General features: G+C 65.4%; 10 protein-coding genes and 4 pseudogenes. 9 read left to right on the top strand and 5 right to left on the bottom strand.

Annotated features, from left to right (window positions below; genetic code table 11):
* The first annotated feature begins 310 nt into the window (after positions 1–310).
* Complete coding sequence (locus ABFB10_RS04320) at positions 311–799, top strand: hypothetical protein (protein ID WP_347165559.1); 489 nt, start codon at positions 311–313, stop codon at positions 797–799.
* Between the two features lie 117 nt (positions 800–916).
* Here ABFB10_RS04320 and ABFB10_RS04315 read toward each other — a convergent pair whose 3' ends face one another.
* The 5 genes from ABFB10_RS04315 to ABFB10_RS04295 form a co-directional block, all read right to left on the bottom strand.
* Complete coding sequence (locus ABFB10_RS04315) at positions 917–1,501, bottom strand: TadE/TadG family type IV pilus assembly protein (protein WP_347165558.1); 585 nt, start codon at positions 1,499–1,501, stop codon at positions 917–919.
* 11 nt (positions 1,502–1,512) lie between these two features.
* On the bottom strand, positions 1,513–2,046 hold the full coding sequence (locus ABFB10_RS04310; protein WP_347165557.1) for a TadE/TadG family type IV pilus assembly protein: 534 nt from the start codon (positions 2,044–2,046) through the stop codon (positions 1,513–1,515).
* Positions 2,043–2,270: a hypothetical protein gene (locus ABFB10_RS04305; protein WP_347165556.1), complete on the bottom strand. Its 228-nt coding sequence runs from the start codon at positions 2,268–2,270 to the stop codon at positions 2,043–2,045. The genes ABFB10_RS04310 and ABFB10_RS04305 overlap by 4 nt, the downstream gene beginning before the upstream one ends.
* A 109-nt stretch (positions 2,271–2,379) precedes the next feature.
* On the bottom strand, positions 2,380–2,973 hold the full coding sequence (locus tag ABFB10_RS04300; RefSeq protein ID WP_347165555.1) for a hypothetical protein: 594 nt from the start codon (positions 2,971–2,973) through the stop codon (positions 2,380–2,382).
* Complete coding sequence (locus tag ABFB10_RS04295) at positions 2,906–3,853, bottom strand: pilus assembly protein TadG-related protein (protein WP_347165554.1); 948 nt, start codon at positions 3,851–3,853, stop codon at positions 2,906–2,908. Before ABFB10_RS04295 ends, ABFB10_RS04300 begins: the two co-directional genes overlap by 68 nt.
* Positions 3,854–4,193: 340 nt before the next feature.
* Here ABFB10_RS04295 and ABFB10_RS04290 point away from each other — a divergent pair.
* The 8 genes and pseudogenes from ABFB10_RS04290 (at position 4,194) to dnaG (ending at position 12,232) form a co-directional block, all read left to right on the top strand.
* Positions 4,194–5,631: pseudogene (locus ABFB10_RS04290) on the top strand (Glu/Leu/Phe/Val family dehydrogenase).
* Positions 5,632–6,118: 487 nt separating this feature from the next.
* Positions 6,119–6,688, top strand: coding sequence for a Tad domain-containing protein (locus tag ABFB10_RS04285; protein WP_347165553.1), 570 nt, complete (start codon positions 6,119–6,121; stop codon positions 6,686–6,688).
* Position 6,689: 1 nt separating this feature from the next.
* Positions 6,690–6,824: pseudogene (locus tag ABFB10_RS23980) on the top strand (TadE/TadG family type IV pilus assembly protein); the annotation flags it as partial.
* A 46-nt stretch (positions 6,825–6,870) separates the two neighbouring features.
* Positions 6,871–8,646: a hypothetical protein gene (locus ABFB10_RS04280; protein WP_347165552.1), complete on the top strand. Its 1,776-nt coding sequence runs from the start codon at positions 6,871–6,873 to the stop codon at positions 8,644–8,646.
* Positions 8,643–8,810: pseudogene (locus ABFB10_RS04275) on the top strand (TadE/TadG family type IV pilus assembly protein); the annotation flags it as partial. The gene ABFB10_RS04280 and the pseudogene ABFB10_RS04275, both read left to right, overlap by 4 nt.
* A gap of 373 nt (positions 8,811–9,183) precedes the next feature.
* On the top strand, positions 9,184–9,738 hold the full coding sequence (locus ABFB10_RS04270; protein WP_347165551.1) for a TadE/TadG family type IV pilus assembly protein: 555 nt from the start codon (positions 9,184–9,186) through the stop codon (positions 9,736–9,738).
* Positions 9,739–9,937: 199 nt separating this feature from the next.
* A complete protein-coding gene (locus ABFB10_RS04265; protein WP_347165550.1) occupies positions 9,938–10,255 on the top strand; it encodes a hypothetical protein in 318 nt (105 codons plus the stop codon).
* A 5-nt stretch (positions 10,256–10,260) separates the two neighbouring features.
* Positions 10,261–12,232, top strand: a pseudogene (gene dnaG / locus ABFB10_RS04260) (DNA primase).
* The last annotated feature ends 113 nt before the right edge of the window (positions 12,233–12,345 follow it).

Here is a 12,345-nt window from a genome sequence, read left to right as displayed (position 1 = left end):
GGCATGCGATCCTCCTGTGGACGCTGGGGCAGGGCGCCCCGATCCTCCGGCCGCCGCCCCGGCCCACCCTACTGTGCCACAGCGGGTGGGGCATTGTCGCGGGCGCGGTCCGGACTGGCTGCGCGGGCGGGGGCAGGGGATCAGAGAGACGGGTCGGGCGAAGGCGGGCGTGACCGATGGCAGGGTGGTGCCGGTCAGTGTCCGGCATTTCGGCAGGCTCCGCAACCGGTGTCATGCGGGAAATCTTTTGCAACCGCCCGCGGCCTCGGGCTATGCACCGGCGAGTATTCCGACCAGAGGGCCCCCACGCATGGATACCGAAGAACTGACCCGCCTGACGACCTCGCCCTCGCGGCGCGTGATCGGGGTGGGGGCGCTGGCCGGGCTGGGCGGGCTGTTTCTGTACATGGCCTTCGCCATGCCGCCCGCGGACCTCCTCTGGCAGGCTTTCCTTGTCGGCTGTGGCGTGGCCAGCCTGGCGCTGGGGCATCTGATGTGGAAAAGCACGGCCCATGCGCTGATCCTGACGGAGAAGGGGCTGATCGACAGCGACGGCACCGAGGTCGCGCTGATCGCGGATATCGACAAGGTCGATCGCGGCACCTTTGCCCTGAAGCCGTCGAACGGCTTCGTGATCCTGCTCAAGACGCCGGGGCGGCGGGTTTGGCGCCCGGGGCTGTGGTGGCGGCTGGGGCGCCGCGTGGCAATCGGCGGCGTCACCGCCGCCTCGCAGACCAAGCCGCTGGCCGATATCCTGACGATGAAGGTGCTGGAGCGCGACGGCAAGGCGCCGCGCTGAACCGCCGGTCCCGGTCGCGGGGCCGCGAAGCCCCCGCCGCGCTTGCGGGACGGGGCCTGTCGCCCTGCCGACGGGCGTCGGAGTGACCGCGCCGGGCGCGTCCCGAACGCCCTTGCCTCAGGCGCTTTCCTCCGCGCCGCTTGCCCAGACCAGCTGGGGCGCATAGCGCGGCGCGGTGAAGGAATAGGTCTTGATCGTGAAGTCCCCAAGGCCGACCTGGAAGACGGGCGCATACTCATCCCATGTTTCCACGAGGATCAGCTGGGCCGCATCGCTGACGACCGGCAGGCGCTCGGCGTAACCGGTCAGGTCTGCCGTGCCCAATGCCGAACCGCCGCCGCGCGCCTCGGACCATTGAACCCGCCAGTTGTCGCCGTCCGCGCGGTATTGCACCACGCTCACCCGCATCGAGCTGTCCGGCTCCGCGGCCTTGTTCAGCAGCTTGAGCAGGTTGAACGCGCTGTCGATGTAGCTGTCGTCGACCGGGTCGGTCTGGCGCGAGAGCATGTCGCCGATGGTGTAATTGGCCTTCTGGTTGACGCTTTGCTGGCGGAAGACGTCGAAGTAGACCCAGCCGACGCCAAACAGCCAGAGCAGGGCGGGCAGGACGATCATCGCCTCGACGGTCACGTAACCGCGGGTGTCCTTGCCGAAGGCACGCAGCCGCGCGCGGGGAAGCAGGGGAAGCAGGCGCTTGAACATGGGGGCTCTCCTCAGCTCGGTTCTGTGACGAAGGCCGCGGTCGACACGATGCCGGTATAGCCGTCGTCATCCTTGGCCACCTGGGCGTTGAAGCCGGAAATCGGCGTGACCGGGCGGAACTTGTAGCAGGCCCGCACCATCATCACCGCGCCGCCGCCGCCATGGATGAAATTGCGCTGCGGGGTGAAGGGCTCGGACTTGTCGACGCAGTCGGCGCGTGCGGGCGGGTCGGTCCAGGCCGCCATGTTCAGCGGGATCATCTCCAGTTGCAGGGAGGTCATGCAGCCGGGCAGGACGGAGGCGCGTTCGCAGATGTCTTCCCTGAGGGCGTCATGGGTGTCGGCGCCGGTGCCGATGCGCAGATCGCGCACCGCCATGTCCAGCGACCGTTCCAGCACCGTGTGACGGATGGTGACTGTGCCAAGCTCGATCGACGAGACGATCAACATGACAAAAACCGGTATCCAGATGGCGAAGGGGATTAGCATGGTGCCCTCTTCGCTCTGGCAGAAACGGCGCAGCGGGGTGGGGGCGAAACGCATCATAGGGTCAGCCTCAGTTGGGTCAGGATGGTCGCGATTGAATTGAAGGTCTCTTCAAGCTCGTCCCCGCTGACGTCGAAGTAATGAGAGGGCGAAGACGCGCAGTCGCTCATGGCCCGCAGGCCGCGCGAGGGCGCTTCGACACCGATGGAATAGATCACCACGCCGTTGCTGCGGGCCGCGCCGCAGACGGTCGAGAGGCGGTTGTCGGCCTGGGTCGCGTTCACTCTGGTTTCCCAGGCGTAATAGGCGTTCTGGTAGGTGCTGTAGCTGACCCGGTAGTCCTGATACAGGCGCCAGTACCAGTTGTTCGCGCGTGCGGTGGTCTTGATCCGGCTAGTTCAGTTCGGCGTTGGACAGGCGGCGCGGGATCGGCTCGCGGCAGACACCGCCGTTGTAATCGTCGGCGTCGTCGCCGCAGATGCCGTCGTCCCAGCTGGCGTTGCCCGGCGCGGGTGGGGCAAGGCTTGCCAGCGGTCGGCCAAGGGCCGTCGCAAGGCCCGGATCGGTCACCACATCGCCAAGGACGCTGACAGCGCCGCCGGTGACATGGCTGTAGGGGCCGCTGCGATAGGGGTTCTGGTAGCTGCTCAGATGCGGCCAGAAGAAGGTGCTGCTGTTCAGCCGGATCGAGTAGCGATCATCGCCGGGATCCGGCGTGCCACGGTCGTCGATCCAGACGTCGGACAGGCCGGACTTGTTGTGCTCCTTCAGGTCGTATTGCTGGGTGTTCTCGCCGTCCGTCATGACGATCACGAATTTCATCGTCTGGTTGTCGTCATGGGCCGCGGGGCGGATCGCCGCCACGTCCGATACCAGCCCGTCGCGGTTCATGTCCTCCATCACCGGGCGCATCGTCGGATCAAGCAGGGCAAGGCCCCATTTCATCCCGAGGTCGATGGCGGTGTTGCCCCGGGCACTGGAAGGCATCGATACGCGCCTTCAGAACACCCGGGTCGCTGCTGTGCGGAACGACCGCCGCCGTCTCGCCTGTGTAGCACCACGGAGAGGACAGCTCCGGCGCGCCCTGGCCGTTGCCATAGAGGTCGAAGTGCGAAATCTGCCCAAGCGTCGCATCCGGGTCGATCTCTGTGGTGTCGAAATCCGCCGCGTTGAACCAGGCGCAATGGGAATAGTCGTGCAGCCCTTCCAGGCGGAAATACTGCGAGAAACTGTCGCCAAGGTTCACGGTCGCGTTGTAGGGCACGATCGAGATGGTGACGTTCGACTCGGCGCCGCCTTCGCCCAGCACCATGTCCACAAAGCTTTTCGCGGCTGTCTTGAGCTGTTCGATCTTCTGCCCCGACATGGAGCCGGAGATGTCCAGAACAAGCGAGATTTCCATGAGCGCGCCGGCGTTTTCGGCCCGGGCGCGGCCCGCCGCCGCCAGCGTGTCGACACCGATCAGCGACATGAAGTTCGAGGAAATCGTGGTTTCGCCGCTGGCGGTCACGCGCTTCGAGTTGATGCCCTGCTGCACCTCGACAGAGGACAGGGTGTCGGCCATGTTCATCGCGCGGAAATAGTCGCCGACAACGAAGGTCGGGTCCATTTCGTTGTCGATGTTCGCCGCCGCGAGCACCGCCCGGTCCAGCGTGTTCTGTACCTTGTTCCGTTTCAGCTCGGCATGCATCATGTCAACGCCGATGCCGCCGAAGACCAGCATGACCAGAGAGCCCGCGATGGCGACATAGGACATGTTGCCGGACGGGTCGGCGGCGAAATGCCGGATGCGGTTCCCTGCAATCGCAGCGATACCGCCAAGCGCGCTGCTCCGCAGGGCGGATGAAATAAATTGTTTTCTGGCCATATCAGGCACCTTTCTCACAAGCGGTCCCCCGAGTTCGAAACAGGGCGGGGGCTTGCCTTTCAGAGCCCGATAGATGGCCCTCCAACGTGGCCTAATTTGGGCGCTTTGATCTGTAATGTCTTAAAATTGCTCATGAATTTATAAACGATCCGGGGCGCTGGGCGGGAATTGTCCCGTCTGGCCGGACAATTCTTGACACTTTCGCATAGGTTGTGCGGCGAATTCGGGCGAAAACCGGGTTGGGGCGTGGCGCGGTTTCACGTTAGGCTGACCGGGACGTCGCCAAACTGACGCAGCAGTTGTCCATAAGCATGGCGACGTGTTCCAAAGGAGGATCACCATGTCCGTGTTGCCGTCGAACGAACCGACATTCCGCCAGTCCGTCGATCTGATGTACAATCGCGCGGTGGCGCTGATGGATCTGCCGCCGGGGCTGGAGAACAAGATCCGCGTCTGCAACGCCACCTATACGGTGCGCTTCGGCGTGCGGCTGCGCGGCCAGATCCACACCTTCACGGGCTACCGGTCCGTCCATTCCGAACACATGGAGCCGGTCAAGGGCGGAATCCGCTTCGCGCTGGAGGTCAACCAGGACGAGGTCGAGGCGCTGGCGGCGCTGATGACCTACAAATGTGCGCTGGTCGAAACGCCCTTCGGCGGGTCGAAGGGCGGGCTGTGCGTCGATCCCCGGGCACTGGGACGAGCACGAGATGGAACAGATCACCCGGCGCTTCGCCTACGAGCTGATCAAGCGCGACCTGATCAACCCGTCGCAGAACGTGCCCGCGCCCGACATGGGCACCGGCGAACGCGAGATGGCGTGGATCGCGGACCAGTTCGCGCGGATGAACACCACCGATATCAACGCGCGCGCCTGCGTGACCGGGAAGCCGCTGAACGCCGGGGGTATCGCCGGGCGGGTCGAGGCGACGGGGCGCGGCGTGCAATACGCCCTGCGCGAGTTCTTCCGCCACCCCGAGGACATCGCCGCCGCGAACCTGAGCGGCTCGCTCGAGGGCAAGCGGGTGATCGTGCAGGGCCTCGGCAACGTCGGCTACCACGCGGCGAAGTTCCTGTCAGAGCAGGACGGCTGCGTGATCACCGGCATCATCGAGCGCGACGGCGCGCTGTTCTGCCCGACCGGGCTGGACATCGAGGCGGTGCGCGACTGGATCGTGAAGCACGGCGGCGTGACCGGCTACCCGGCGGCCAATTGCATCGCCGAGGGCGCCAAGGTGCTGGAAGAGGATTGCGACATCCTGATCCCCGCCGCGCTGGAAGGGGTCATCAACCTGACTAATGCGCATAACGTCAAGGCCGGGCTGATCGTCGAGGCCGCCAACGGCCCCGTCACCGCCGGGGCCGATGACATCCTGCGCCAGAAGGGCGTCGTGATCATCCCCGACATGTATGCCAACGCGGGCGGTGTGACGGTGTCCTATTTCGAGTGGGTCAAGAACCTCAGCCACATCCGCTTTGGCCGGATGCAGCGCCGTCAGGAAGAAGCGCGCCACCAGCTGATCGTGAACGAGCTGGAACGGCTGGACCGGCATCTTGGCGACGCATGGTCGATGACGCCGGACTTCAAGGCGCAATACCTGAAGGGCGCGGACGAGCTGGAACTGGTGCGCTCGGGCCTCGATGACACCATGCGCATCGCCTACCAGTCGATGCGCGCGGTCTGGCATGGCCGCGAGGACGTGACCGACCTGCGGACCGCCGCCTATATCGTGGCGATCGACCGGGTCGCGGCCAGCTACCGCGCCAAGGGTCTGTAGCGCTTTCAGGAAGGCCGGGCAGGGGGGCTGGTTTGCCCTGCCTGCCCTGCGGGGCCTTCCGGCCTTTCCAGCCGGGCAGCCCCTTGGGTGGCGCTGCCCGGCCTGACGCCGGGCGGGGCTGCCCTGTCTCCCCTGCGCCGTCGGGCCTGCGTTCTCTTGCGCGGTGCGGGTCGTGCGCCGCAGTCCGGTTCTCTTCTGCTCACACAGCCTTGTCGGGGTCGACAGGCGCCCCCGCCGGTGGGGCCTGATCGCCCGTCCGGCCCGTCCGGCCTGTCCAGACAGGCCGCATCCCCCAGCCGCGCCGGGTGGGGCAAGGGCTCTTCGTCGCCCGACAGCCCGCACAAGACATCGGAAACTTTCGGAAAATCAGGGGTTTTCGCCCCGGTTTCGCCACGATCCTTCCCGGCCTGCAGACCGAATCCTACCCGAAAAAGGCATTCGACACGCAGAGATGCTGCAGGGGGCGCGGCCAGACAGGAGAGACGCCATGAACAGGCCCTACGCCCGGCCCTTGCCCTTCATCGGGGCAGAAGACGGCACTATCACGATCTTCCCGACCTTCATGACCGTGCTGACGCTGATGCTGGCCGGGGCCTCGATCGATTTCATGCGGCACGAGGCGTCGCGGGTGCGTCTTCAGGCAACGCAGGATCGCGCCGTTCCGGCGGCGGATCTGGATCACGGGCAGCAGCCCGCCGATGTGGTCGCGGATTGCGTCGCCAAGGCTGGGCTGGCCGACGACCTGACCGTCTTCACCATGGCCTTCGAAACCGGTGACGCGGCGGCGGATCGGATGCGCCTTTGTGCCTCGTCCGACAGCCACTTCTTCCGGGGCGAGGGCGGAGAGTATCGACGCCCTCGACCCGATTGCCCGCCAGATCAACAACCTGAGGCTCATCCAAGGACCCGGGCAGCCGTCCTTCTCAACGCGTGCGGCGCGCGCGCCCGCTTCATCAAATCGCCTTATTTATCCGCGGATTTCCGCTCAATCCTGCCCAATTGCTGCATTAACCCTTTCCCGGTGGGCGGCGGAAGTGTCGCGTTTCGGAGGGCATGACATGGCCAATACATATGAATGCAGAGAGCAGCGGGGGTTCATTCGCGACGAAGCGGGGAACATCACCGTCTTCTCGGTTTTCATGCTGGTTCTGATCCTCGGGATCACCGGGGCTTCGGTGGATCTCATGCGATCCGAGGCGATCAGGGCCACCATGCAGACGACCATGGACCGTGCCGTTCTTGCGGCGGCTAGACCTCGATCAGCAGCAGCCCCCCGAAGACGTCGTGACCGATTACATGACCAAGGCGGGCCTCGGCGATGTGGTTGCCAGCATCTCGACGGACAGCGGGTTGAACTTCCGGACGGTCGAGGCCTCGGGCAAAGTCGACATGAGCACCCTGTTCCTTAAGTTGTCGGGCATCGACGTTCTGACGGCCCCCGCCTTCGCGGTTGCGGAAGAGAAGATCGCCAACGTCGAGATTTCTCTGGTGCTCGATATCTCGGGCTCGATGCGCAACAACGGGCGCATGGACAACATGCGCCCCGCGGCGCAGGCCTTTGTCGAAAAGGTGATGTCGGAAGAAAGCAACGGCGTCACGACACTGAACCTGGTGCCTTTTGCGGGCTCGGTGAACCCGGGCGACATCCTGTTCGACTACTTCCGCGGCGAGCGCCCGAAGATCAACGAGAACAACGGCTGGGGCAACGGCGATCAGGACGCGCCCGGCGGTTCCCTGTGCAACAACAACGCCGAGAACTACGACGAGGGGCAGGCCGATCCGTCGTGCACGGATGGCTCGACCGAGACGGCGACCCCGGGCAGCGACCCGATCCCGGGCGGCAAGTTCTCGCCACGGGGGCAGGCGATTTCCAACATCGTCTGGTACTTCGATACGGACGATGACGGCATCTACGATGTCGCGCATAAGATCGAGGATTTCCCGGACAGCGCCTCGCGCGACGCGGACGACTTCCTTGGCGCCGTGCCCTTCCTGATCTCGCGGGACAGCGACCTGTCCGACAAGGACCAGTTTCTCGGCGCCTCGATCAAGGGTGGCCGGCAGAAGACCCTCTACTTTCAGGTGAAGGGCGACCAGAACGGTCCCGAAGCGGACCTTGGTCCGACCAAGAACAAGGGCCGGATCCCCGGCAACACCTACAGCTACGGCGAGGTCGATTTCACGCACTGGAACGGCGTCTACGAAGAGCCGAGCCCCGGCACCGAGGATGCCGCCGATCCCGACTACCAGTCGGAGGATCCCGATGTCCCGCAGGGGCAGCAGAAGAAGCAGCAGAACGTCAACATGCCGTCCTCCTGCATCGAAATCTATGCCGACGAGTTCGACACGACCCAGATGCCCTTGTCCGACGACTACATCCCGCATTTCAACTTCTGGCCCTACGATCAGGACGTCATGGATTGGGGCTGGTGCCCCGGAGAGGATACCGCGGTGCAGTATTATTCCTCGGACCGCCAGCACCTCGTCGATTTCATCGGACAGATGCGCATGCATGACGGCACCGGGCTACAGTACGGCATGAAATACGCCCTCGCGCTGCTCGATCCCGAGAACCGCGACGAGCTGAGCCACCTGATCGCGAACGGGCTTGTCGATCCCAGCTTCGAAGGGCGCCCGATCGACTGGCACGACCAGGAGACGGAAAAATACGTGGTGCTGATGACGGACGGCGAAACCACCGAGCAGTATCGCCCGAACGACCCCAAGGCCTCGATCAACGGTGAGGTGGCCCTGCAGACGCAGGGGAGCGGAAGCTACTACCTGATGTCCCCCAAGTCGACCAATGTCTCCAACCTTCAGAAGCAATGCGCGCTGGCGAAGGAACGGGGTGTCACCGTGTTCACCATTGCCTTCGAAACCAACGATGCGGGGGCGGAAGACATGCGCCGCTGTGCGTCCTCCGACAGCCATTTCTTCCGGGTAAACGGTTCCGAGATTTCAGACGCATTCGACACTGTCGCTCGCCAGATCAATAACCTGAGGTTGATCCAATGATGTCCCGACTGTCCCCGTACCTCACGCGGTTCCGCCGCGAGGAAGACGGCAACGCCACCGTGGAATTCGCCTTCTACTTCACGGTCTTCTTCCTGATCCTCGCCGCCGGAATCGAGATCGCCATCCTGAACCTGCGCCACACCATGCTGGAGCGCGGCGTCGACCTTGCGACGCGGGAAATCCGGCTCTCGACCGGGCATGTGCCCGCCTACAGCGAGGTGAAGGCGGTGATCTGCGCCCAGTCGGTGATGGGCGACTGCGAAGCCAACCTGCGGCTGGAGATGCGTCAGGTCGATCCCCGCAACTTCGACGTCCTGCCGCATGACGCCGACTGTCAGAACGCCGAAGAGACGCCGCGCCCGGTGCGCACGTTCGAGGCCGGGCAGGACAACGAGCTGATGCTCATCCGCGCCTGCCTGAAGTTCAAGCCGATCCTGCCGACCACGGCCCTCGGAAAGGCGCTCACCAAGGACGACGACGGATATTCGCAGTTGATCGTGAATTCCGCCTTCGTCCGAGGAACCGAGGTAACGTGCCATGCTGCGAGTGATTTCATCCCGTCTGGGCCGGTTCGCCCGCCGCGAGGACGGCACCATCGCCGTCGAAACCGTCCTGTGGGTTCCGCTTCTGCTGACCGTGCTGGCCTCGACCTTCTCGCTGCACGACGCGTTCCGCTACAAGAGCCTGAACGTCAAGGCGGCCTACACGATCTCGGACGCCCTGTCGCGCGAGACCGACCCGATCGACTACGCCTATCTGGATGGCATGGTCGACGTGATGGAGTTCCTGACCCGCTCCGACGGCCCCTATTCGCTGCGGGTGACACTGGTGCGCTACAACGATACCGATGACACCTATGTCTCGGAATGGTCCAGGACACGCGGCGCCTTCGACGCGCTCGGCAACCGGGATCTGGAGGACCTCTACGAGAAGCTTCCGAACATGCTGCACAACGAGCGCGTGATCGTCGTCGAGACCGAGACCGAATACAACCCGCCCTTCGCCGTACCCGGGCTGAACGAGGCGCGGCTGTTCTACAACTTCGGCTTCACCCGCCCGCGCTTTGCACCGAAGATCGTCTGGCAGGACTGAGCCGCCTTCCGATCGCGCCGCCGCGTGGCGCCTCGGGGCCGTGATCCCGCAGGACAGGGCCGCTTGACCGGCCCTGTTTCGCGTTCGGGGCCGGGGGCGGACGGATGGCGCTGTGCATGAATTCGCCGATGCGATTGCGGGTGTTGCAGCGCGGCAGGCCGGGCACTAGATCACCGGGGTCTGTTGCCGGAGTACCGATATGTCCCGATTCCTTGCCGCCGCGCTGCTGCTGGCCGCCGCACCCGCGCTTGCCGAAGACTACGACTGCGACCGTGCCGCCGCGGTGGTCATGCAGGCTGTCGAGGGGCGTGTGGCCGGTGCTTCCGAAGCAGAGGCCAGCAAGGCCCTTGTCGCGGAACTGGGCGAGGGCGTGGGCGACCAGCTGGCCGCGTGGGTCTATGCGCTGCCGCCGGAACAGCTGACACCGGCGGTCGGCGAGGCACTGGAAGACGCAGTGCGAGGCGCTCTGACCCGGTCCGGCCCCGGCTGGACACTGGCCCCCATCGGACCATACTAGGAGACATGAGCCTCCCACCCGGATTTCTTGATGAATTGCGCAACCGCACAAGCCTGTCCCACGTGGCCGGGCGCAAGCTGTTGTGGGACAAGCGCAAGTCCAATCCCGGCAAGGGTGACCTCTGGGCGCCCTGTCCCTTTCACCACGAGAAAACCGCGTCTTTTCATGTGGATGACCGCAAGGGCTATTACTATTGTTTCGGCTGCCACGCCAAGGGCGACGCCATCTCTTTCGTGCGCGAGACAGAGAACGTCGGCTTCATGGAGGCGGTCGAGATCCTCGCCGAGGAGGCGGGGATGGAGATGCCCGCCCGCGATCCCAAGGCGCAGGAAAAGGCCGACGAGCGGACCCAGCTGGCCGAGGTGATGGAGCAGGCGGTGCAGTTCTACCGCCTGCAACTGAAGACCCGCGCCGCCGAAGAGGCCCGCGCCTACCTTGCCCGCCGGGGGCTGGACGCCGCCGCGCTGGACCGCTTCGAGATCGGTTTTGCCCCGCCGGGCTGGGAAAGCCTGCGCGAGCACATGGTCGGCAAGGGCGTGTCGCCGGATCTGCTTCTGGCTGCCGGGCTGGTCAAGAAATCCGACAGGGGGCGCGCGCCCTACGATGTCTTCCGCAACCGCATCATGTTCCCGATCCGCGACGGGCGGCGCCGCGCCATCGCCTTCGGCGGGCGGGCGATGGACCCGGACGATCATGCCAAGTACCTGAACTCGCCGGAAACCCTGCTGTTCGACAAGTCCCGCAACCTCTACAACATGGCGCCCGCGCGCGAGGCCTGTGGACGCGGCGGGCGGCTGATCGTGGCCGAGGGCTACATGGACGTGATCGCGCTGTCCGAAGCGGGCTTCGCCTCTTCGGTGGCGCCGCTGGGCACCGCCGTGACCGAGCCGCAGCTGCACCTGATGTGGCGCATGTCCGACGAGCCGGTGATCGCGCTGGACGGCGACAAGGCGGGTCTGCGCGCCGCCTACCGGGTCATCGACCTTGCCCTGCCGCTGATGGAGGCGGGCCAGAGCCTGCGCTTCGCCGTCATGCCAGAGGGCAAGGACCCGGACGACCTGCTGCGCTCGGAGGGGCCCGAGGCGGTGGCCAAGGTGCTGGACGAGGCCATGCCCATGGTCGCGCTGCTCTGGCGGCAAGAGACCGAGGGCAAGGTCTTCGACAGCCCCGAACGCAAGGCGGCGCTGGACAAGTCGCTGCGCGCCCGCATCGCGCAGATCAAGGATCCGGGCCTGCGGCGCCACTACGGCGAGGAAATCAAGGAGCTGCGCTGGCAGCTGTTCCGCGCGCGGCGAGCCGCAGCAACAGCAGGGCGGCGGGCAGGGCCGTCCCTTCCAGAAACGGGCACGGGGCGCGCCGCCGCCACCGCAACCGCCCAGCCCGACCGCCAAGGCGTCGTTCCTCGCCACCGGCGACGAGGCCGCCGAACAGCGGCTGCGCGAGGCGGTGATCCTGGCCGCCGTGCTTTCCGCGCCGGGCATCGCACTGGAGTTCGAGCATCAGCTCGAGGACATGCCCTGCAGCGATCCCGACCATGCCGTCCTGCGCGACGCAATCCTGCGCGCCGCCGCCGATCCCGACCGCATGAATGACGCCGCGATGGAGGCAATCGGGCCCGAGGGGCTTGAAACCCTGCTGGGGGCACGCCATGTGGCTGTGATCCCCTGCATTCGTGCACCCGGCAACCCCGAGACCGCGCGTATGACCGTGGCCGAGGAACTGGCAAAGCTGGAAGCGCGGCGCGGCTGGCAGGCGGAGCTGAAAGAAGCCGAGGAGGATCTGGAGGATCTCGCCGACGAGGCGCTGACCTGGCGCCTGCGCGAAGCCTCTATCGCCCGCGCCCGGGCGGGCAAGCTGAACGACGAGGGCAGCGGAGAATACGAGGTTGCCCCCAACGGGGCGCATCTGGATAGGGATGAGCTGAAGCGGCGTGATTCGCTTTTCGCGTCCATCAAGTTCGAGAAAGGGCGCAAATAGCGTCTTCACGGTGACGAACAGGTAAAGAAAAACGGGTTAGACGGGTGTGCGAGATCACTCAATCGCGGTATTGAGTCAGAATCAATTCGAATCGCCCGCTATCCCGAATCAGG

Source organism: Ponticoccus litoralis (assembly GCF_039769985.1).
GTDB classification, from domain to species: domain Bacteria; phylum Pseudomonadota; class Alphaproteobacteria; order Rhodobacterales; family Rhodobacteraceae; genus Ponticoccus; species Ponticoccus litoralis.
Note: the sequence above shows the minus strand (reverse complement) of the source record. Positions and strands in the feature narration are given on the sequence as shown.

Excerpts from the sequence above, each read along its gene's own strand:
- ABFB10_RS04320 (WP_347165559.1), top strand. The coding sequence starts at position 311 with ATGGATACCGAAGAACTGACCCGCCTGACGACCTCGCCCTCGCGGCGC.
- ABFB10_RS04315 (WP_347165558.1), bottom strand. The coding sequence starts at position 1,501 with ATGTTCAAGCGCCTGCTTCCCCTGCTTCCCCGCGCGCGGCTGCGTGCC.
- ABFB10_RS04310 (WP_347165557.1), bottom strand. The coding sequence starts at position 2,046 with ATGATGCGTTTCGCCCCCACCCCGCTGCGCCGTTTCTGCCAGAGCGAA.
- ABFB10_RS04300 (WP_347165555.1), bottom strand. The coding sequence starts at position 2,973 with ATGCCTTCCAGTGCCCGGGGCAACACCGCCATCGACCTCGGGATGAAA.
- ABFB10_RS04295 (WP_347165554.1), bottom strand. The coding sequence starts at position 3,853 with ATGGCCAGAAAACAATTTATTTCATCCGCCCTGCGGAGCAGCGCGCTT.
- ABFB10_RS04285 (WP_347165553.1), top strand. The coding sequence starts at position 6,119 with ATGAACAGGCCCTACGCCCGGCCCTTGCCCTTCATCGGGGCAGAAGAC.
- ABFB10_RS04270 (WP_347165551.1), top strand. The coding sequence starts at position 9,184 with ATGCTGCGAGTGATTTCATCCCGTCTGGGCCGGTTCGCCCGCCGCGAG.
- ABFB10_RS04265 (WP_347165550.1), top strand. The coding sequence starts at position 9,938 with ATGTCCCGATTCCTTGCCGCCGCGCTGCTGCTGGCCGCCGCACCCGCG.